The sequence below is a fragment of the Caldicellulosiruptor changbaiensis genome (genome assembly GCF_003999255.1).
GTDB classification, from domain to species: Bacteria; Bacillota; Thermoanaerobacteria; order Caldicellulosiruptorales; family Caldicellulosiruptoraceae; genus Caldicellulosiruptor; species Caldicellulosiruptor changbaiensis.
Window position 1 is genome coordinate 394,512 of sequence record NZ_CP034791.1, and the last position, 21,331, is coordinate 415,842.

Here is a 21,331-nt window from a genome sequence, read left to right on the forward strand (position 1 = left end):
TATGATTAAATGCAAAGAGATTCTCTCTTTGCCTGCCTTGAAAGATTTGAGATTAGTTGCTGGTGAGAATGGTCTTGATAGAAATTTGACATGGATTCATATATCAGATGTTCCTGAGGTTGCTGAATATGTTCAAGGTGGGGAGTTGCTCTTCACAACAGGACTTTACATAAGGAATGATGCCGAGAAATGGATTAAGTTAATTCAAAAAATAAATGAAAAAAATTTGGCTGGATTAGTTATAAATGTAGGACCGTATATTGACGATATTCCTTTCGAGGTTGCTAAATGTGCGGAAAGTTTGGACTTTCCTCTTTTTAAATTACCTTGGGATGTAAAACTTGTTGAGGTTACTAAAGAGATTTGTGACTATATTATAAAAAGGCGGATAGAAGAGAGAAATAAAAACGAACTGCTTGAGAATATTTTATTCGGTGATTTTGATGCTAACGAGAATGAAATTTTATTTTCTAAAGCTGAATACTACGGATATAAACTGGACCAAAGACATTGTATTGTAATAGTTGATATAGATAACTTTGGAGAATTTTTAAAAAAACATGACATAAAAGAAGAGCAAACAATTACCGAAATAAAGTATAAATTACAGCAGATTGTAACTAATACATTCGAAGAGTTTAATAAAAAATTTCTTTGGATATTCAAAAAAGATTCTATCATCTTAATGGTGAGATGTTTAGAAAACCAAAGTGAATTTTCACTGAGACCTATTCTAAACACTATTAAAGAAAGAATAAGTCAAAGGTTAAAACCACTTACCGTGAGCATAGGTGTTGGCAAGTGCTATTCTGAGATTAGTCAAATGCAGAAAAGTTTTAAAGAGGCTGAAAAGGCTCTGAAGTTCGCACATTGTATAAAAAGAGGCAATTCAATTGCCTATTATTCAGAAATGGGAGTCTTTTGCCTGTTGTATGAATTTGAGAGACACAAAGAAAAGTTGGAAGAATTTTGCAAACAAATGTTAGGACCATTAAAAAAGTATGATGAAGAAAATCAAACAGAACTTTTAAAAACATTGGAGGTTTTTTTAGATGAAAATTGCAATATGGTACATTCAGCAAAAAAGATGTTTATTCACAGGAGTACTCTTATGTATCGATTAAAAAAGATTGAAGAAATTTTGGGTATTGAGATTTCAAACAGTGAAAATAGATTTAATTTAAAACTAGCATTAGAGGTAAACAAGTTTTTAGATTCATACAGAATGAAGGAGAATGAATATGAATAATTAATACTTTCTGTACGATGACAAAAAGAAGAAGAAAGGCTAAAATAAAATCAAGAGTTGGCAAAGGCGCCAGCAGAGAGGGATAATATACCCTCTTGTTGGCGCCTTTAGTATTTTAAAAGGGAGGTTTGTAAAAATGTTAAAGGAACAGAATTATGATAGAGAACTTTACAATGAGGATTTAGCTCCTACAACTGAAAATCAAAGAACATGGACTACTTATCACTATGTTGCTTTATGGCTTGGAATGAGCATATGTATCCCGACTTTTATGTTAGCATCAGGATTAATTGCTGGTGGTATGAGTTGGAAACAAGCAATATTTACCATCTTCTTGGGAAATGTTATTGTACTTATTCCTATGATCTTGAATGGTCATCCAGGAACAAAGTATGGAATTAACTTTCCAGTATTTGCAAGATTGGCTTTTGGGGTAAAGGGTGCAAACATTCCAGCTATCATGCGCGCTATTGTAGCGTGCGGGTGGTTTGGTATTCAAACGTGGATTGGTGGTGAAGCATTAAATGCTTTTATTAGTGAGGTAGTACCTGGATGGAAAGGCTTTTCACTTGGTATATGGATTAGTTTCATCGTGTTTTGGATTTTGAATATGTGGATTGTATTAAAGGGAATGGAGATGGTAAAAAGATTCGAAAGTTTTTCTGCGCCAATATTGATTATAGCCTCTTTAGCTTTGTTGGCATGGGCGATCTTTGCAGCAAAAGGCTTGGGCAACTTACTTTCCCAGCCTTCAAAGTTTAAAACATTTGGAGAGTTTTTTAAGTTCTTTATTCCATCTTTAACTGGTGTAATAGGATTTTGGGCAACACTCTCCTTAAACATTCCTGATTTTACGCGGTTTGCAAAAGATCAAAAATCTCAAGCTGTGGGACAGGCAATAGGGTTACCGTTGTCAATGACATTCTTTTCATTTATAGGTGTGGTTGTTGCTTCAGCGAGCGCTGTTGTGTATGGGCAAGCTATTTGGGATCCAGTTACATTGATATCAAAGTTTAATAATCCTATTGTGGCACTTGTTAGTGCATTTGTTGTGAGTATTGTTACTCTTACTACCAATATTGCAGCAAATGTTGTGTCACCGGCTTATGATTTTACTAACTTATTTCCCAAAATTTTGAACTTCAAAAAAGGAGCTATTGTTACCGGAATTATTGGGATAATAATAATGCCATGGAAATTATTGTCAGACTATAGCACCTACATTTTTAGTTGGTTAAACGGATATGCTGCTTTCTTAGGACCTATAGCTGGTATATTGATCGTGGATTATTACTTGATCAGAAATACTAATATCGATGTTAGTGAACTTTTTAGACTAAATGGCAGATATAGTTATTCTAATGGATATAATTCAAGAGCAATTATCGCACTAGTAATTGGAATATTAGTGGGAATTATAGGAAGAGTTATTCCACAGTTAAAGACTTTATATGATTATGCATGGTTTGTAGGATTCTTTATATCTGGTATTATATATTACATTCTGATGGTTGGAGAAAAGAAAATTGAAGAAATAAATATGAGCAAAGAGGATGCTTATGCTAAGGCAGGTGAAACTTATTAAATTTTGAGATTTTAGAACAAAGGAGATGAGGGCAAATATGAAAGCTTATGATATGGTTATAAAAAACGGAATAATAGTTACTGCAACAGATGTTTATAAAGCTGATATAGGAATAAAAAACGAAAAAATTATAGAAATAGCCAAAGAAATCGATTCTAATAGTGCTGGAAACGTTATTGACGCGACTGATAAATATGTTTTTCCGGGAGCTATAGATGTGCATACGCACTTAGACATGCCATTTGGTGGAACAGTATCGAGTGACAATTTTGAAACAGGAACAGTAGCTGCAGCATATGGTGGAACGACAACTATTATTGACTTTGCTCTTCAGTCAAAAGGGGAGTCATTAAAAAAGGCATTGGAGATTTGGCACAATAAAGCGCAAGGCAAAGCTTTTATAGATTACGGATTTCATATTGCAATTACAGATATGAATGATGAGATACTTGATGAAATGAAAGAACTCATTAAAGAAGGTTATCCAAGTTTTAAGCTTTTTATGACATATGAAGGTTTGCGAGTGAATGATGATGTACTTTTAAAAGCTTTGCTTTTAGCAAAAGAAGAAGGTGGGTTAATTTGCGTCCATGCGGAGAATTTTTATATAATTGACTATTTAGTAAAGAAGTTCATAAGAGAAGGTAAGACTCATCCTAAATTTCATGCTCTGAGTAGACCAACTATTGCAGAATGGGAAGCTGTGAGTCGGGCCGTAAAGATTGCCCAGTTTGCTAATGCACCATTGTATATTGTGCATTTGAGCTGTATGGAAGCGTTAAAAGAGGTCACATATGCGAGAAATCGGGGATTACCAATTATGGCCGAAACATGTCCACAGTATCTGTTGCTAAGTGAAGAAAGATATGAAGAAGAAGGCTTCAATGGCGCGAAGTATGTTATGTCTCCGCCTTTGAGATCATCAGAACATCTTCAGGCTTTATGGGAAGGGCTAAAATGTGGGCAGCTTCAGGTAGTTTCAACTGATCATTGTCCATTTTTTTTGAAAGGGCAAAAAGACCTTGGCAAAGATTCTTTTGATAAGATACCAAATGGAGCTCCAGGGATTGAGCTAAGACTTGCATTGTTATTTAGCTATGGGGTAATGACAAAGCGCATTACACTTCAGCAATTTGTAGAAATCATTTCCACAAACCCGGCTAAGATATTTGGCTTATATCCACAAAAAGGGACCATCGCAATAGGAAGTGATGCTGATCTGGTTATATTTGATCCAAGTATTGAAAGGAGAGTCACTAAAGAGTTGCTACACGAAAATGTTGATTATACACCTTATGAAGGTTTTAGGATAACCGGTTTGCCTGTGGCAACTATTGTTAGAGGTGAAGTAGTAATAAAAGATGGAAAGCTTGTGGGACAAAAAGGATATGGTAAATTTTTGAAAAGAAAAAATCTGATGGTGGTGTGATTAAAAATAATTTGTCAAAAAATAATGGGAAGGGGTTGGTTAAAAATGATTTGGACTGAGATTATCAGATGTAGTAATGATTTCAAAGAAGATGTGATTGCTTTTGCGCAAAAACTTATTCAAACTCCCAGCCTTAGTGGTAGTGAGGGTGATGTGGCAGAGTTGTGCTTGAACGAGATGAAAAAACTGGGTTATGATGAAGTTTTCATAGATGATATAGGGAATGTGGTTGGCATAATTAAAGGTACTGGCAATGGACCTAACATAATGTTCAACTCACATATGGATCATGTAGACCCCGGTGATGAGTCAAACTGGGAATATCCACCTTATGGCGGCATAATAGCTGATGGTTACATTCATGGTAGGGCAGCAAGTGATGTGAAGGGTGGCTTAGCGGCTCAAATCTATGCAGGTGGAGTACTGAAAAAGCTTGGTATAAAACTAAAGGGAGATTTTATATTCACAGGAGTGGTTCAAGAAGAACCGGCTGAGATGTTTGGTATGAGATACTTATGTGATAAAACATTTGCCCAAAAAGGCATTAAATTTGATCTTATGGTTTCTTCTGAGGCTACTTCAATGGACATATATTTGGGGCATCGGGGAAGGATAGAGTTGGAAATAGTAACAAAGGGTAGAACAAGTCATGGAAGCGCTCCTTGGCGGGGTATAAATGCTATAACTCTTATGGTTCCTGTAATAACTGAAATTCAGAAATTAGCCAAAAATTTGCCGAAACATGAATTTTTGGGTCAATCCACGATAGCGCCTACTATAATTAGCTGCAGTCCAGGACGATTATCTATAATACCGGATAGGTGTACACTTTGTGTAGATAGGCGAATTGTTCCTGGCGAAACAAAAGAAGAAGTGTTAAGCCAAATTCAACAAATATTAGATATGTTAAAACAAAGTGTGCCAAATTTCAATGCAGAGGTCAGGATAAGAAAGGTTGTTGAGACTTCGTATAAAGGATATTCTGAAGAATGTGAAAAATATATGATGCCATGGTATGTTGAGCCAGACCATCCATTTGTAATAAAAGCAGTTGAGGCATTGAAACAGATAGGACAAAATCCAGGTTTTGGCAAATGGGATTTTGGGACAGATGCAAGTTATGTTACTGGTGTGCTTGGTATTCCTACTATTGGATATTCTTGTATGGAAGAAAAGTATGCGCATACGCCATATGACCGCGTTAAGATAGATGATTTGATAAAGTCTGTAGCGGGTAATGCCGCTATTGCATATAACATTGCGGGATAAGAAATAAGCTCAAGGGGTGAAATATTTTTAAAATGGACATTAGGCAACAACAACATGTAAATGAACGCGATTATGTACTGTTTCCATGGTCTGTTCAATCAAAGGTAAATCCAATTAACATAGTAAAAGGTGAAGGAATATATTTTTGGGATGACAAAGGAAATAGGTATATGGATTTTGCTTCGCAATTAGTCAATTTAAATATTGGATTTAACCATCCTAAGGTAATCAAAGCGATAAAAGAACAAGCGGAAAAACTATGTTATATTGCACCATCATTTGGTAATGAAGCACGAGCAAAGCTGGCAAAAAAGATAGTGGAAATTACTCCTTCAAATATTTCTAAGTGTTTTTTTACTACAAGTGGTGCAGATGCTAATGAAAACGCTATAAAAATAGCTAGATTTTTCACAGGGAAACAAAAAATTATTGCACGTTATCGTTCGTATCACGGTGCCACCTTTGGTGCTATCTCGGTGAGCGGTGATCCAAGAAGATTTGCAGCTGAGCCAGCCTTAAATGGAATTATAAGGGTATTAGATCCGTACTGTTATCGATGCCCCTTTGACAAAGAGTATCCTCAATGCCATATCGAATGTGCAGAGCATGTGAGAGAGATAATCCAGTTTGAAAACCCAGATTCAATTGCAGCTATGATAATTGAACCAATAACAGGAAGTAACGGGATTTTCATACCACCTGTTGAATACATGAAAAGAATCAGAGAAATTTGTGATGAATATGGAATATTACTAATCGCAGATGAAGTAATGACTGGATTTGGGAGAACTGGCGAGTGGTTTGGTGTAAACTTGTATGGTATAGAACCTGATATTATGACCATGGCAAAAGGGTGTAATTCTGGCTATGTTCCTCTGGGTATTGTTGCAGTTTCAAGCAAGATAGCAGAGTATTTTGAAGATAAAATGCTTTACTGTGGACTTACCTATAGTGGTCATCCATTGGCTTGTGCAGCTGCCTTAGCTACTATCGAGGCGTATGAAGAAGAAGGGATTATAGAGAATGCAAGGGCAATGGGAAATCTTCTGACCGAATACCTAAAAAAGATAAAGATGAATCATATTTGTGTTGGAGATGTAAGAAATGCTGGGCTTTTTGGATGTATAGAATTGGTAAAAGATAGGAAAACAAAAGAACCTCTTTGTCCATGGAATGGATCTTCTGCTATAATGGATAGAATAAAGGAAGAATTGTGGAATGAAGGACTTTACCTTTATATCAGATGGAATTATATATTTCTTGCTCCTCCGCTTATTATTAACCAACAACAACTAGAAGAAGGAATGAAATTGGTTGATGAAAAGCTTCATATGGTAGATAAGCTAATTTCTTGAAAAGAGGGTGATATTAATGACGATGATAGATATTACAACAAGCTTTTGTGGTATAGAGTTGCCTAATCCATTTATCTTAGCCTCAGGTCCACCTACATCAGATGGCAGAAAGATAATAAAGGCTTTTGAGAATGGTTGGGGTGGAGCCATTGTAAAAACGTTGAAACCTGACCATTTAGAAGTTGTAGATGTAGGACCACGTTTTGCTGTTTTGAAAAGCAAAAAAGGCGAGATAATAGGTTTTCAAAATATAGAACTTGTTTCAACACGCAGTTTGGATGTATGGCTCGAAGAAATAAAAGAGATAAAAAAATATTATCCTGCTCATGTTTTAATTGGTAGTATAATGGCGGATGTTAAAAAGGGCAGTTGGCAGGATATGGCTTATAAGGTTCAAAAAGCAGGAGTTGATGCTATAGAACTCAATTTTTCATGTCCTCATGGTATGCCTGAAAAAGGAGTTGGAGCTGCAATAGGACAAAATGCTGATTTGACTGAGGAGATAACCAGATGGGTAAAAGAAGCAGTCGATGTTCCTGTTATTGTAAAATTAACACCTAATGTTACCGATATTACTGAAATAGCAAAGGCGGCCTTAAAAGGTGGAGCTGATGCGATAAGTGCTATAAATACTGTTCAGTGTCTTATTGGAATAGATTTAGATACCTTAGAACCTCTACCTTCTGTTGATGGTTACTCTACATTTGGCGGATATTCAGGTATTGCCATAAAACCGATAGGTTTAAGGGCAGTTGCACAGATAGCAAAAACGGTCAGTGTTCCAATATTGGCAACAGGTGGAGTAAGTAAATGGGAAGATGCAGTAGAATATCTCCTTGTAGGAGCTTGTGTAGTCCAAGTTTGCACTCAAGTGATGTTAGAGGGATATGGCATTATACGTTCATTTATTGATGGGTTAAAAAGATTTTTGATGGATAAAGATATGCAGTCAGTAAGAGAATTAATAGGTCTTTCCTTAGGAAAACTCAAGAGTCACTCTGAATTATCATTAAAGAGCAAAAAACCATATATAAGAAAACAGTTATGTAAAAGCTGCTTAAAATGCATGAAAATATCACACGAAGTCGGATGTGGTGCAATAAAATTAAATGAGTTAGATGGATTGGAAATTGATTATTCACATTGTGACGGATGTTCATTATGTGCTCATGTATGTCCATATGAAGCTATATCTATGTCAGAAGCAGTTTATAGCTTATAAAAGAGAGTTTTGTAATTTTAATTTAGTATCCAAATCTTATAGCTACTACAAACCTATGTTCGATATTGACCCTAAAAACAAGAAAACTATAATAGAATTCAAAAGAAAAAGGAACGGAAGGCAAAGATGCCTACCGAAAAAGGTATCTTTGCCTTTTTTAATTAATACATACCCTACAAGACTTCATCTTCTAACTCAATTGCAATTGAAACACAAAAAGATAGTGCATCATGTACTATCATACATTATATCATCTTAAACTTATTGTTACAATACTATTAACCGCTTGCAAAATAAGTGTTGGCCAAAATAAATAAAATAAATGCGAAATATATATATTGAAATAGCCACGGTAATTATACGTAGAGTAAACTCAACTTATAATTCAAAATGTGTATGGATTTAATAAAAAGTAAAAAGAAAACAAAATTTTCATAGTTCTCTTGAACCTACTTTATTCAGAAAAGTCTGAGAGAAGTTTGAAGTTAAAAATATTTTTGAAAGTAATTTTATATAGATAAAATAAAAACATTTTCAAGCAACAAGTTTTTTGAGTTTGTTAACCTTTTAAGATTGAAGTTTTTGTAAGTGTTTTTCAACATATCAGTAAGGATGAAGATTAGCAAGAAAAAGATAGCAAATAGAAGCAAATTAGAGAACAAGAAAACATGGTCAGAAGGTCGAAAATTGTCATAACCCCTGCAAGATTTAAGATGGGAGATAGTTTGTTCAATAGTGGGTCTTTTTTTATAGAGAAATTAAGAATTCCTCAAAATTTATATTAATGCCGGGGAAAGCGCGCAGGTTATCAAAGAGAGATCATTATTTGTGAGGAGGGAGTTTATCTTTTACGGATTTTTGGAATAACTAATAGCACTCATTTTGAGCATTCTTGCAAAACATTAGGACCTAATCCGAAAAAGGAGGGATCTCACAGATGTATTTTAATTCCACTCGAGATGTAAATATGTTAAGACCCTCTCGAGCACTCATTGATCTTGATGCAATTGTGCACAACATACGAGAGATCCGTCGCTACCTCCGGCCTGGTACGATTTTCATGGCTGTGGTGAAAGCTAACGGCTACGGACACGGAGCCATTCCGGTGGCCCGGGCAGCATTGGATGCTGGTGCTGAGTGGCTTGGTGTGGCCACTGTGGAAGAAGGTATTCAGCTCCGACGCGCTGGTTTGACAGCACCTGTGCTCGTCATGGGGCCTATTCTGCCGACGCAGGCAGATCTAGTGGTCGCTTATGACCTGCGCGCGGCTGTTTTTGAACCCGAACTTGCACAGGCATTGTCGGCAGCCGCCCGCCGCTTAGGGCGTCCGGTCCGGGTTCATCTCAAGGTGGATACGGGGATGGGTCGAATTGGTGTACGTCCCGATGACATTACTGCTTTTGGACGAATTCTTATGGATTTACCGAGGCTTGAAGTAGAGGGGGTGTTCACCCATCTTGCAAAAGCTGGTGATCCTGATCCTACCTACACGCATGAGCAATTGTCACGCTTTGAAACAGCTTTAGCTTCTTTAGAAAGCATTGGCTTGAAGCCGCGATATCGTCACGCTGCCAATAGTGCGGCCATCCTCAGCCATCCCGAAGCTCACTACGACCTGGTACGCGCAGGAATTGCCATTTACGGACTTGTTCCTGGTTGTAGACAGTCCTGGCCTGTCAATCTTCGGCCGGCGATGCGTGTGGTGAGTCGCATTGCCTATATCAAAACAATGCGACCAGAAGAATGTGTGTCTTACGAAGCTACATGGACTGCAAAGGGTGGCGAACGTATTGCCACCATCCCAATTGGCTATGCGGATGGTTTCCGCCGACTTTTCAGTAACCGTGGCTTCATGGTAGTAGGAGGAAAACCGTGTCCTGTCGTCGGTCAGGTGTGCATGGACCAGACTATGATTCAGATTCCGCCAGATGTGCCGGCAACTGTTGGGGATGAAGTAGTCGTTTTAGGACCGGGTTTCACTGCTGACGATTGGGCAAGGGTCCTGGGAACTATCAGTTATGAAGTTGTATGTTTAATTGGTCGGCGTCTCCCTCGTGTGTACTTACGCGAGGGGAAAATTGTTGAAGTTGCAGAGCCAGATTAAATCTATCGTTGACCATTCTTGGATACCTTATCTGGCAGTTGATTCAACAAAATGCATGAGATTGCAATGTATATCACAATATACCCGTTAGAAAATCTAAGGCAGCCTTTTTTAGTGAGTTTTCTTTTGTTGCAATTGATTGATATATCAAAGATTGCATAGCATTAATAGCCTGCATTCCTCCTGTCCTTCTTTCAACAAGTACAACATCAAAAAGAGCAGTATAAATTTCACATAACTTTTTGCTTCTGCGCAAATAGCTACCTATTGTAATTGTGAGTTCAGACACAATCTTTTGATGCACCCTTGAAGGTGCAGGGCTAATATTGTAAAGCTACCCTCTATTATTTCTACTCTTATATCCTCAGGCAGCTTGAGATTGTTTTCATATGTCCAAAGCTTGGGAATTCTCTCTTCCATTAGACTCCATTCCTTAAATTACTTTTCCTAAAACAACTTTTCTAAGTATTTCTCCAGAAGTATTATCAGAGCTTGTTTTGGTTTATTTATGAAAAGCATAGAGGTAAAAATATCTTTTTTAATTTTATTATCCTTCAGATGCAAATCTATTTTAACATCCTATTTTGCCTTTTCGGTTTCTTAGAATTTATTCAATTGTATGCTTCAAACACTATAGATTCTTTGTTAGTCAAATTACGAATTGAAGATTATTTTAAAAGGACTTGAAGTTTGGAGAAATAAATTATATAATCTTACAATGAAACTCGGTCAAAAAAGAAAAAGCAATGGTAAAGAATATAATAGGAATAAACTTGACATATGCTAAAAGGCAGAGGAGTAAAAGGTAAGGTTATTAGATGATTTCTATCCCTGCCAGGCTGCCAAAGCATATGTCAAGTAGGTATATCCCCGTATTAGCCCAAAGTTTAGGCTGTTTAAAGGTATATCTACTTAGACAGAAGGCACCTGGTTTTATGAGAAAATAAGACCAGGTGCTTTTTATTTAAAAAAAATTAGTATATCGTTTGCTTAAGAGATTTTCTTTACAAAAGGTTTGTATGTAAACCTAAAAATTCCTTGTTTGTTTTTGAATTTATGGGTATATTCATTCCCAATCAGGAGGGGCAATTTTTATGTTAAATTTCGTTGGTAACATGAAAGTTTTTATAGGAAAGATTGACAAAGTATTCATTTTGTTCGTTTTCTACTCAATAACCTTATTGTTTTTGGCAAAGATAATACCCACAGTTTTTATTGCAATTTTAGCATTGTTTTTAATTATTGGTTCTGCTTTATATTGGGGATTAGTAGGTGGAATAGCATCAGCAATTTTAGCCACTTTTATAAATATTGTGTCTTTTTATGCCACCAAACAAGCAACGGTCTACAGCTTAATTGTAGGAAGCATAGCTTATTTTACAATAGGAATATTGTTGGGCAGGTTCATAAATCTCTTTCGAAGCCAAAGAGCGGAACTGCAAGAAAGTGAAAGCCGTTACCGAAATTTATTTGAAAAAGCAAACGATGCTATTTTTATTATAGATTCAAAAGGGAAGATTCAAGATTGCAATCCAGCTGCTTGCAATTATTAGGCTATACTCGAGATCAACTGCTGACAAAACATCTTACTGATATTATTACACCTGAAGATTTGACCGAAAAACCTCTAAACTTCAATAGGGTTTTAAGTGGAGAATCTGTTACTGTTGAAAGAAATTTTAAGACCAAAGAAAAAAGAGAAGTTATGGTAGAGATAAATGTCTCAAAGTTAGATAATGATTTGCTTTTAGGGATAGCTCATGATATAACTAAGATAAAAGAAGCTGAGAAACAAAAACTAAAACGATTACACCTTTTAGAAATACTATACAGTGCAACTCAAAGGTTTTCAGAGAGTTTAAATTTAGAGCAGGTAGCTTATGAGGTTACAAGAACATGTGTTGAAAATTTGGGAGCATCTTTAGCTTGGATAGGACGTGCAGAGGTCGACGGCACAGTAACAGTCTTATATCAGTATCCAAATGATCATCCCTATCCTAAGAATATAAATGTTCGTTGGGATGATACTCCAGAAGGCCAAGGACCAACAGGAATTGCTATTCGCACTGGCGTTCCACAGATAGTAGAAGATATTGCAAGCTATCCAAAGTTTGAGCCGTGGCGTATGAAAGCTTTGATTGAATCAGGATTTTTCACAGCTGCAGCTTTTCCATTAACAACACGGGGGCGCACTTTTGGTGCTCTAAATATTTACAGTGACAAAAAAGGGTTTTTTTGATGCTGAGAATATCCAGCTTTTTCAAACGTTTGCTCATCAAGCTGCTGCAGCTTTAGAAAACGCTAACCTTTACGAGAAATCAACGCGGCGTTTACAGCATATTCAAGCACTTAGGAAAATTGATATGGCTATTAATGGAAGCATTGATCCACGCGTTGCATCAACTGTAGCTTTGCAAGAGACTATTAAAGAGTTAAACGTCGATGCAGCTGCTATTTTTAGGTTAAATCCTTATATACAGAAGTTAGAGTTCGTAGCTGGATATGGCTTTTATACTGACACGATTGAAGAAATTTCTCTTAGTTCGAAAAAAAGCTTTGCAGGACGTGCTGTATTAGAAAGGAAAACTATTTATATACCTGATATTGAAAAAGAAGACGAAGATATAGCAAAAGACCTATTCCGAGTGGAAGGTTTCAAAGCTTATTGTGTTGTTCCACTTATTGCAAAAGGTCGTGTATTAGGAGTATTGGAAGTTTTTATGCGAAATCCACGAATTGTTAATAATGAATGGCGAGAATTTTTAGAAACATTGGCAGGGCAAATTGCAATTGCAATTGACAATGCTGAACTTTTTAATAATTTACAAAGGTCAAATATTGAACTTCTGAAAGCTTATGATGAAACAATAGAAGCGCTTTCCTATGCTCTTGATCTTAAAGATAAGGAAACTGAGGGTCACAGTCAGCGTGTGACAGAGCTAACTCTTAGCATTGCCAAAGAAATTGGTATTCCTGAAGAACAGCTAATCCATATAAAACGAGGAGCTTTATTACATGATATTGGCAAGATGGGTATACCAGACAGTATACTTCTCAAACCAGGGAAGCTTTCAGATGAAGAGTGGGAAATAATGAAAATGCACCCTGTATATGCGTATCAGATGCTTTCTCACATTGAATACTTACGACCGGCCTTGGATATACCTTATTGTCACCATGAAAAATGGGATGGCAGCGGTTATCCACGCGGATTAAAAGGGAAGGAGATACCTTTAGCAGCACGTATTTTTGCAATAGTTGATGTTTTTGATGCATTGACCAATGATCGGCCATACAGAAAAGCAATAATATACAAGATTGAACTGGGGTTTATTGGTCTACGAGAAGGCGACAAAGTTAAGATAGCACAAGCTAAAGGCGAGTATGGACAACTTTTGGCTGGGAAGGAATGGTCGATGGTTCATCCAGTAATTGAGAAAATTTTTTTGACGGTTGAACCGTCATTTTTGGACATTAATGAATTGAAAACCTTAGATGGTTTTATAGATTTAGAAGCTGATGTTGGAAATAAAATTATGATTTATCCCTTGTGGACCTCTATTGGTGCTGTGGGATTATTAGGCATAATGTTTTCACCTGACTCAATAGATGAAAATGATAACAAAAATCTCCAGATATACGTAAATTTTGCTGCAATAGCTTTGGCCAATGCAAAGATTGTAAGCCGCTTAGAGAAAGAAGCTGAAACTGACTTTTTGACAGGTTTCTTTAATAAGCGGACAATCCAAAATATATTGATTAGTGAACTTGAAAGGGCAATTAGGTATAGACTTCCTTTGGCAGTTATTTTTCTTGACATTGATGACTTTAAGGCTTACAACGACACATTTGGTCATGTGGCTGGCGATGTAATGGTACAAAAAACAGCAGAGATAATAAAGAATTCTATAAGAACTGTGGACATTGCGGGGCGCTTTGGTGGTGAGGAGTTTGTAATTATTCTTCCTGGGACAGATGAAGAGGGTGCAATTGCAGTTGCAGAGAGAATACGAAAAGCCATTGAAAGCTATCCTTTTCCTCATAGAAGGGTAACTGCGAGCTTAGGAATAACATTAGCAAGAAGCGGTGACTCAGTTGAGTCCTTACTGGAAAGGGCAGATCGGGCGCTATATCAAGCAAAAAGAGAAGGCAAAAACCGCTGTTGCTTAGCTTAAGACATGGTACATGTTTGTATCCTCCAAGAAGTTATAAATAAAATCTTTCTGTTGACAAAATAATTGCAGAACTCAAAAGATGTATAGGGAAGGACTTTTGAGATAGAAGGTGAAGATGCAGTATTAAAAGTAATTGCCGAAAGTAGAGGTGATTCAAGATCTCAACTACTGATTCAGAAATGTTGTATAATAGTAGCTAAAAGGGCACATAAAAACTTCAAGCTAAAAAAAGTTAACAATGAAAAGATTGTTTACGCTTGTAAAGAATAAGGTGCAAAAAAACTTGGAAGCAGGAATAGATTAAAAGAGAGGTTGTTAAAACAATAGGCAAAAGTCGAAAAGTTAATTTTTAACGAAGGGAGGCAAAATAAAATTGAAAATTGGTGTTATAAGCGATACTCATGGCGATTATAAATCCTGGGAAAAGGCTTGGAGGTTTTTAAAAGATACTGAGGTTATATTTCATGCAGGTGATGTGTTGTACCACGGTCCGCGCAATCCAATTCCTGAAGGGTATAATCCAAAGGAGCTTTCTAATGCGTTGAATACTTGTCCTATTCCTTTAGTTATTGCAAAGGGTAACTGCGATGCTTTTGTGGATCAAATGATGCTTGATATACCTATACAAACTCCATATGTTTTTTCCGTAATCTATGGTAAGAAATTTATGGTCCAACATGGGCATGATATTTCGGATGAGGAGATTAGTAAATTGGCTCAGAGATATAAGTTAGACTTTTTCATAGTAGGACATACCCACATTCCGCTGTTAAAAAAGGTTGGCGACTGTGTGCTTATTAATCCGGGCTCCACATCACTTAGCAAACGAGAGGACAAGATTAATTCAATAGGAATTATTGATGATGAGGAAGTTCAGATAATAGACTTAGAGACAGGAAAAGAGATTTTGGTTCTTGAAATAGCTTAAATACAGCCTTTTTTATGATCATCTTAAGCATCCTACAAGGCGAGGTAAACTTTCGAAGTATACTGTAATTGCTATTCCTGCTTTTGGCATCTTTCAAGAAGTAGTTTTATCACATAAACAAACCTTAGAGTTGACAAGAAGACAAATAAAAGTGATTTTTGAAGAATAGGATGATCAAAATGAACTATTTAAATATCTACAGCACCGTTATTAACAACTTTCTCAAGAAAAACAAAAATGCTTATAATCTTCTCAAACTTGGCATCTTCATTGGCAAAAACTATGTAAAGTTTTTTCCTGATAAAAGATTGCCAAAATCGCTAAGATATTTACATCAAATTGCATTTAACTGGACGTATAGAGGAATGACAAGTAAAAGATGTGTTTGGGTTAACCTATTTGCACCAGCTGAAATTTTGCTTGCATTTAATTTGGACCCAATCTTTGTTGAGGCAATATCTGCTTTTTTGTCTGGACTTGGACTTGAAGATGAGCTAATTTTGAGGGCAGAGAGTTTTGGTATAAGCGAGAGCTTTTGTAGCTTTCACAAGGTATTTATTGGTGCTGTGCTTTCAAACCTCTTAAAAAAGCCAAAATTCTTGATTGCAACATCAAGTATTTGTGATGCAAATTTAAACACGTTTAGATTTATTTCGGAAAACTTAAAAATTCCATTTTTCTTTTTAGACGTTCCAAGAGAATACTCTAAAGAGGCAAAAGATTATTTGAAACTGCAGCTAAAAGAGTTGATTAGTTTTGTTGAAAAAGAGACAGGAACCAAGCTTGATTTACATAAATTGTCAAGAATAATCGAAATAGAAAACCAAGTAAGAAGCCAAATGAAAGAATGTTTAAAGCTTCTTGGGAAAAAGCAAATACCTTCAACCCTGACATTTGAGATGTTTATGCTTTATACATCTCATACATTTATTGGCAAGGAAGAAACGCTGAGATTTTACAAGATGCTTGTAGAGGACTTAAGAAATGCTAAGGAGAAGGATAAAAAGGGAGTGTTTTTTATACATACTCTTCCTATGTTTGAGGAGAGTTTTAAAAATCTTTTTAATTTTAACAAGGATTTGACTATCATTGGTATGGATTTGAATTATGATTTTTTAGAAGAGCTGCCGACAGACGACCCAATTGAAGCGCTTTCAATAAAGCTTTTGAAAAATCCGTACAATAGCGATTTTGAGAGAAGAATTGAACACATAAAGAAGCTAATTTCTTTAACCTCACCCGATGCTGTGATTCAGGTCTGTCAAATGGGTTGCAAGCAGTCGATAGGATGCAGTATGTTATTTAAGGAGGAGTTTAAAAAGCTTGATATTCCGTTTACCTTTATAGATGTTGATTGTGTCAATAAGAAAAATAACAATCATGGTCAGATAAAAACTCGTCTTGAAGCATTTTTTGAAAGCATCAAGTAGGGGGCTTACTTTTATGATAGCATATGTTTGCAAATATACACCAATTGAGATTATAAAAGCTTTCGGAGAGGATGTTTTTTGTATTGAGCCAAAGATATCTTCTTATGAAAATGCAGAAAGGCTTTTGCACCCCAACATGTGCAGCTTTGCAAAGGCCATTGTGGAATATGTCTTGCAAAGTGGTATAAAAAATCTTGTCTTGACAAATTGTTGTGATAGCATAAAAAGGGTATATGATGTTTTGAAAGATAGAGTGGAATTTATAGAAATTATTGACTTTCCTCGAGAAAACACACCGGCATCTGCCCAGTTTTTTTATTATCAATTAGAAACAGAGGTTGTTGAATAAAAGAAATAACCATATAAAGTAAACATAGTAACAAATGAAAAAAACCCCTTGTGTTATAATTTAATTTAAGAGAAAACCACAACAAAACACAAGGGGGAAAAGATATACTCATGAATATTAAAGCACAAAATAAGAAATTTTTAAAGCTACTTTTTGTAGTGAAAAAGGTTACTGAAGCTCTGACAAGGAGAATAAAGCACAATAGAAGAGGACGCCCAAGGAAATTTAATTTGTTTCAAATAATAGCTTGTCTGGTTTACAAAGTTAAGAAGGGGATAAAGAGTTTCAGAGAATTAGAATATCGAATAAATCAAGACACAGAGTTTAAGCAAGTAGTAGGTATAGAAGAAAGTCCGGACTATTCATATTTTGCGAAGTTGTCAAGAAAAATAGAAAAAGAATACATGCAAGATATAAAAGACATATTAATAGCTAAGATAGAACCTGATATGAGTATAGCGATAGTAGATTCTACACCTTTGAGAAGTGCCAAAAATGATTCAGAAGCAAAAATAGGTATACATATTACAATAGGATTTTACAGGGGATACAAATTACATCTTTTGTGTACAGGTAAAGAAGAAGTAATACCACTTTTCTGGATTTTAACAGGGGCAAATGAACATGACTCAAGACAAGAAGAGCTTTTATATAGGGCATGGGGCTTTGGCTGTGAGATTGTATTAGCAGATGCGGGATACGATTGTAGCAGATGGTTTAATATAGCAAATGAGCTTAAGGTTAAATTTGTTGCTGGGATAAACAAAAGAAACATGAAAGATAAAAACAATGTTAAGAATGTTTTTAGAAGAAATAACATAAGATTTTTAGAAACTGAAGAGGGCAAAAAGCTATACAAGCATAGAACAAAGATTGAAAGACTATTTAGTAAATTAAAAGGTGAATATAATCTTGAGAATGTAAGGCTCAGGAGGTTTAAGAATTATAAAAGGTATATTGATTGGATACTAATTACTTTTTTGTTTGAGCAACTTCTCAGAAAAGTAGAAGGTAAGAAGTTTTCTTTCGCATATGAATGGAATCAATAACTTTTGCTCATTTTATGTATTATTGGTAATAATTTTTATTCAACAACCTAATTATCAATTAGAAACATTTAAAAGCAAACTTTCAAAAAGACTAAATAAAGAATTTGATGAAGAAGTATTTATAAGCCAAGTAAATAAGCTAATAGCTCAAAATAAAGATAGCAGCTTTGACATAGCGATTGTGGGGGCACGTGCGAAAGAGGAACTGGTTGAATTTATATCTTCAATTACGGGTGGTAGGGTTTTGAATCTTACTTGCTCTGGCGAGAGGTTTTGCCAGGATGATGTCAAATTTGATGGAAGTTTGAAAAGCTACGCTAAAGTCCTTTTAAGTTTCCCTCCTTGCATGAGGATGAACATGAAGAGAAAATTTATAGAAGGGAATTCTTTCAAAGGCATTATCTACAATACAATAAAGTTTTGTGACTTTTATTCATTCGAGTATGCGAAGATAAAAGAAAAAAGCAACATGTTGAAAATCGAAACAGATTTTAGCCAAAATGCAAATGAACAAGTCAGAACGCGAGTGGAGGCATTTGTGGAAAAGATCTTGCAAAAAGCTACTACTTCAAAATCAATCTCTAATAAAAAATATTTTGCTGGGATTGATAGTGGTTCAACCTCCACCAATGCAGTTGTTATTGACAGTAGCAAGAACATTTTGGGTTACTGTACGGTAAAAACTGGGTTTGATGTGGTCTCAAGTGCAAAGTTAGCTCTTTTAAAAGCCTGTAGCATGGCAGGCATTGAGGAGGATGATATAAGCTTTATTACCTCCACTGGATATGGAAGAATAAGTATTCCATTTTCAAACATGCAGGTTACAGAGATAACTTGCCATGCAAAAGGTGCCCATGCCCTTTTTCCGAGTGCAAGAACTATCATAGACATTGGTGGGCAGGATAGCAAAGTGATAAAAATAGATGAAGATGGCAATGTATTGGATTTTGTTATGAACGATAAATGTTCGGCAGGCACTGGTAGATTTATTGAATACATGGCAAGAGTTTTGGAGTTAGAGCTTGAGGATTTTTCGAGGTGTTCAAATTTTTCAGAGGATTTGACAATTTCGAGTATGTGCACTGTCTTTGCCGAGTCAGAAGTGATAAGCCTCATCGCGCAAGGTAAGAAAAGAGAGGATATAGTAAGAGCTATTAACAAGGTTGTGGCAATAAAAGCAATTTCGTTAGTAAATAGAGTAAAAGGTGAAAAGGATTTTGTCATAACAGGTGGGGTTGCAAAAAATAAGGGTGTTGTTTTAGAGCTTGAAAAAAGGCTTGGATGCAGGCTTTTGATTCCCTTTGATCCGCAAATTGTTGGTGCTCTGGGCGCAGCACTAATTGGGCTTGAGGGTGGTTAGATAGATTTCAATTCCAATTTAACAGGTATAGTTAGCTTTATTGTATGGAGGAAAGAAGGCAGACATTACTCAAATTGCCAAGCTATTTTTATTATGTTTTCTTTTTCAAGGTCATTTTTTACATTTCTTGCAAGTTCAAAAAATTGTTTTTCACGTTCATCTCTCTTTTTTAAGTAAGTATTTTTATCTATTTTCCCTTTTTCAACATTCTCTATAATTTTTCTCTGACTTTTCCAATACTCAATTGCAAGGTTAGTTTTTTCCTCGGTGAAGAAAAGATCTATGTTATCAACAAACCATAGAGGCTTATATATAGAAAGACATGGAAGTGAACTTCCAGTTGCGAAGATGTTTATTTTTCGGTCAATTAATTCAACAATAAAGCTTCCAGTTGTTTCACTTGAGATAATGCTTTTTGAATGCATGCAAATGTTTTTCATAGATCCATACAAGAAATTTTTGCTATTTAAATTATAATGGTATCGCAATATGCTTTTGAAATCTTCTATAGTTAACTTTCCCTTTTTTTCTTCCAGCATTTTTTGGGTAAGCTGCTGTCTAAAATTACCACATGCAAATTTAGTTATAAGTGGGTTTTCAAACTCTTTTTTAAAATCAATGATTTCTCGTTTTATCATCTTGCTTTTCATATCATAATCGTTTCTTATGCTCAACGCATTTGAAATGCTTCTTACATCTTTAACTTTTTGCAAAGCCCAATAGACACCTGCTGTTTCTAATACCCATGCATTTTCAAAGTCAGCAATTAAAAATGAGTTGTGGTATTTTAGATTCTTTGTATACCCGCATTTTCCACCTTGTCCATATCTTTCAATAAAGTAAATAATGTTGTCAACTGCTTCTTTTGCTGTCTTGCTTCGCTCAAGTGCAAGTCGCAGAATATCCATCCCAAGAAGTGCTGGTGGACCTTGTCTTTGATTTGTAAACACTGCTTCATTTCCAATAACAACTCCGAATTCATTAACTCCCATTTCAGCGCCCCATATCCAAGATGGCTTAAATAAAAAACAATCATATGTAACTTCTGCCTGCTCCACTTCAATATATGTACACTTGACCTTTTCTCCTTTTTTATGTTCCTTTCTGGGGACTCTTATAACTATATGAGGCTCATTTTTCTCTCTATCACTGTTTTTGCCAAATAACACACAGTTATTCAGCGTTGAATTTTTCAAGGCAACAATAGTATCGCACATAAAATAAACCCCCTTGTAATTTTAATTATTATACCTCAAAGACAATTCTATTCTAACATCCTATATTATTTGACTGAACCTTTTAGAGGAATACGAAATTGAATATGTCCAGCTTGTAGAAAGAGTCAAACAAGGATGTGCAGGTAGTATGGATAAATTTGAATTAAATGTTGCAAAATTAGTTGACAAAAAAATACAAAAAAATTGTAAAAGAAAAACAAGAAAAATAAAAACACTAAAGCTAAAATAGCTGAAAATATGATACTGGCAGAGATAAAGAACACTTTGTTTATGGTCCTGTGCCAACAGAGGTTATCTTCCAAAGACCTGATTCGTCTTTTTTTAAATAGAAAAATCGAAGTTCCATACCTGTTACTCGGTCAGTAAAGCCTTCGACAACGTATTGCTGTCCATAAAATTTGTCAATATATTTACCGCGGATAATTTTCACATTAGACAGTGCCCATGGACCTTTATGAAGAACAATATAAAAGCGAATTGCACCTTCAGGTGTTTTGTGAAATTCTTTAAAAGTAATGACAAAAGCTACTGAGAAAATAACTACCAAAAGAATCAAGGTAGCAGCCAAAAGGATTTTCTTCTTCATATT

General features: G+C 35.6%; 17 protein-coding genes and 1 pseudogene. 15 read left to right on the plus strand and 3 right to left on the minus strand.

Going from position 1 to position 21,331, the window contains the following annotated elements; translation table 11 throughout:
* Position 1: 1 nt before the first annotated feature.
* From ELD05_RS01745 to alr, 7 genes are all read left to right on the plus strand, one after another.
* A complete protein-coding gene (locus tag ELD05_RS01745) occupies positions 2–1,249 on the plus strand; it encodes a PucR family transcriptional regulator (RefSeq protein WP_127351123.1) in 1,248 nt (415 codons plus the stop codon).
* A 136-nt stretch (positions 1,250–1,385) separates the two neighbouring features.
* The gene (locus tag ELD05_RS01750; protein ID WP_127351124.1) at positions 1,386–2,834 is read left to right on the plus strand and encodes an NCS1 family nucleobase:cation symporter-1; all 1,449 of its coding nucleotides are present in this window, start codon (positions 1,386–1,388) and stop codon (positions 2,832–2,834) included.
* Between the two features lie 25 nt (positions 2,835–2,859).
* The gene (gene hydA, locus ELD05_RS01755; RefSeq protein WP_307720914.1) at positions 2,860–4,263 is read left to right on the plus strand and encodes a dihydropyrimidinase; all 1,404 of its coding nucleotides are present in this window, start codon (positions 2,860–2,862) and stop codon (positions 4,261–4,263) included.
* A gap of 45 nt (positions 4,264–4,308) precedes the next feature.
* Complete coding sequence (locus ELD05_RS01760) at positions 4,309–5,532, plus strand: YgeY family selenium metabolism-linked hydrolase (protein WP_127351126.1); 1,224 nt, start codon at positions 4,309–4,311, stop codon at positions 5,530–5,532.
* Positions 5,533–5,564: 32 nt separating this feature from the next.
* Positions 5,565–6,887, plus strand: a complete 1,323-nt coding sequence (locus ELD05_RS01765; RefSeq protein WP_127351127.1) for an aminotransferase class III-fold pyridoxal phosphate-dependent enzyme — start codon at positions 5,565–5,567, stop codon at positions 6,885–6,887.
* Positions 6,888–6,903: 16 nt separating this feature from the next.
* Positions 6,904–8,109: an NAD-dependent dihydropyrimidine dehydrogenase subunit PreA gene (preA, locus tag ELD05_RS01770; protein WP_127351128.1), complete on the plus strand. Its 1,206-nt coding sequence runs from the start codon at positions 6,904–6,906 to the stop codon at positions 8,107–8,109.
* A gap of 937 nt (positions 8,110–9,046) precedes the next feature.
* Positions 9,047–10,213: an alanine racemase gene (gene alr, locus ELD05_RS01775; protein ID WP_206516901.1), complete on the plus strand. Its 1,167-nt coding sequence runs from the start codon at positions 9,047–9,049 to the stop codon at positions 10,211–10,213.
* Positions 10,214–10,286: 73 nt separating this feature from the next.
* On the opposite strand, the gene ELD05_RS14075 is transcribed toward alr, so the two are convergent.
* Positions 10,287–10,502, minus strand: coding sequence for a hypothetical protein (locus tag ELD05_RS14075; RefSeq protein ID WP_206516902.1), 216 nt, complete (start codon positions 10,500–10,502; stop codon positions 10,287–10,289).
* A gap of 805 nt (positions 10,503–11,307) precedes the next feature.
* Between ELD05_RS14075 and ELD05_RS14840 the strand changes: the two genes are divergently transcribed.
* The 8 genes and pseudogenes from ELD05_RS14840 (at position 11,308) to ELD05_RS01820 (ending at position 19,504) form a co-directional block, all read left to right on the plus strand.
* Positions 11,308–11,766: a PAS domain S-box protein gene (locus ELD05_RS14840; RefSeq protein WP_127351129.1), complete on the plus strand. Its 459-nt coding sequence runs from the start codon at positions 11,308–11,310 to the stop codon at positions 11,764–11,766.
* Positions 11,710–12,452 (plus strand): annotated as a pseudogene (locus ELD05_RS01790) (GAF domain-containing protein); the annotation flags it as partial. The gene ELD05_RS14840 and the pseudogene ELD05_RS01790, both read left to right, overlap by 57 nt.
* The gene (locus tag ELD05_RS01795) at positions 12,430–14,388 is read left to right on the plus strand and encodes a bifunctional diguanylate cyclase/phosphohydrolase (RefSeq protein WP_127351131.1); all 1,959 of its coding nucleotides are present in this window, start codon (positions 12,430–12,432) and stop codon (positions 14,386–14,388) included. The pseudogene ELD05_RS01790 and the gene ELD05_RS01795, both read left to right, overlap by 23 nt.
* A gap of 373 nt (positions 14,389–14,761) precedes the next feature.
* Positions 14,762–15,316, plus strand: coding sequence for a phosphodiesterase (gene yfcE / locus ELD05_RS01800; RefSeq protein ID WP_127351132.1), 555 nt, complete (start codon positions 14,762–14,764; stop codon positions 15,314–15,316).
* Between the two features lie 179 nt (positions 15,317–15,495).
* On the plus strand, positions 15,496–16,746 hold the full coding sequence (locus ELD05_RS01805) for a 2-hydroxyacyl-CoA dehydratase subunit D (RefSeq protein WP_127351133.1): 1,251 nt from the start codon (positions 15,496–15,498) through the stop codon (positions 16,744–16,746).
* Positions 16,747–16,759: 13 nt separating this feature from the next.
* On the plus strand, positions 16,760–17,095 hold the full coding sequence (locus ELD05_RS01810; protein ID WP_241243563.1) for a 2-hydroxyacyl-CoA dehydratase family protein: 336 nt from the start codon (positions 16,760–16,762) through the stop codon (positions 17,093–17,095).
* A gap of 110 nt (positions 17,096–17,205) precedes the next feature.
* Positions 17,206–18,144, plus strand: coding sequence for a transposase (locus ELD05_RS01815; protein WP_127350937.1), 939 nt, complete (start codon positions 17,206–17,208; stop codon positions 18,142–18,144).
* A complete protein-coding gene (locus ELD05_RS01820; protein ID WP_241243564.1) occupies positions 18,128–19,504 on the plus strand; it encodes an acyl-CoA dehydratase activase in 1,377 nt (458 codons plus the stop codon). The genes ELD05_RS01815 and ELD05_RS01820 overlap by 17 nt, the downstream gene beginning before the upstream one ends.
* A gap of 65 nt (positions 19,505–19,569) precedes the next feature.
* Here ELD05_RS01820 and ELD05_RS01825 read toward each other — a convergent pair whose 3' ends face one another.
* Together ELD05_RS01825 and ELD05_RS01830 are read right to left on the minus strand one after the other, a co-directional pair.
* Positions 19,570–20,721 carry a C69 family dipeptidase gene (locus tag ELD05_RS01825; RefSeq protein ID WP_127351134.1) on the minus strand — a complete coding sequence of 384 codons (1,152 nt, stop codon included), beginning with the start codon at positions 20,719–20,721 and terminating at the stop codon, positions 19,570–19,572.
* A 289-nt stretch (positions 20,722–21,010) separates the two neighbouring features.
* On the minus strand, positions 21,011–21,328 hold the full coding sequence (locus tag ELD05_RS01830; RefSeq protein ID WP_127351135.1) for a hypothetical protein: 318 nt from the start codon (positions 21,326–21,328) through the stop codon (positions 21,011–21,013).
* Between the last annotated feature and the right edge of the window lie 3 nt (positions 21,329–21,331).

Excerpts from the sequence above, each read along its gene's own strand:
- ELD05_RS01805 (WP_127351133.1), top strand. The coding sequence starts at position 15,496 with ATGAACTATTTAAATATCTACAGCACCGTTATTAACAACTTTCTCAAG.
- ELD05_RS01765 (WP_127351127.1), top strand. The coding sequence starts at position 5,565 with ATGGACATTAGGCAACAACAACATGTAAATGAACGCGATTATGTACTG.
- ELD05_RS01745 (WP_127351123.1), top strand. The coding sequence starts at position 2 with ATGATTAAATGCAAAGAGATTCTCTCTTTGCCTGCCTTGAAAGATTTG.
- ELD05_RS01815 (WP_127350937.1), top strand. The coding sequence starts at position 17,206 with ATGAATATTAAAGCACAAAATAAGAAATTTTTAAAGCTACTTTTTGTA.
- ELD05_RS01810 (WP_241243563.1), top strand. The coding sequence starts at position 16,760 with ATGATAGCATATGTTTGCAAATATACACCAATTGAGATTATAAAAGCT.
- ELD05_RS01820 (WP_241243564.1), top strand. The coding sequence starts at position 18,128 with ATGAATGGAATCAATAACTTTTGCTCATTTTATGTATTATTGGTAATA.
- alr (WP_206516901.1), top strand. The coding sequence starts at position 9,047 with ATGTATTTTAATTCCACTCGAGATGTAAATATGTTAAGACCCTCTCGA.
- hydA (WP_307720914.1), top strand. The coding sequence starts at position 2,860 with ATGAGGGCAAATATGAAAGCTTATGATATGGTTATAAAAAACGGAATA.
- ELD05_RS14840 (WP_127351129.1), top strand. The coding sequence starts at position 11,308 with ATGTTAAATTTCGTTGGTAACATGAAAGTTTTTATAGGAAAGATTGAC.
- preA (WP_127351128.1), top strand. The coding sequence starts at position 6,904 with ATGACGATGATAGATATTACAACAAGCTTTTGTGGTATAGAGTTGCCT.
- ELD05_RS01750 (WP_127351124.1), top strand. The coding sequence starts at position 1,386 with ATGTTAAAGGAACAGAATTATGATAGAGAACTTTACAATGAGGATTTA.
- ELD05_RS01760 (WP_127351126.1), top strand. The coding sequence starts at position 4,309 with ATGATTTGGACTGAGATTATCAGATGTAGTAATGATTTCAAAGAAGAT.
- ELD05_RS01825 (WP_127351134.1), bottom strand. The coding sequence starts at position 20,721 with ATGTGCGATACTATTGTTGCCTTGAAAAATTCAACGCTGAATAACTGT.
- ELD05_RS01830 (WP_127351135.1), bottom strand. The coding sequence starts at position 21,328 with ATGAAGAAGAAAATCCTTTTGGCTGCTACCTTGATTCTTTTGGTAGTT.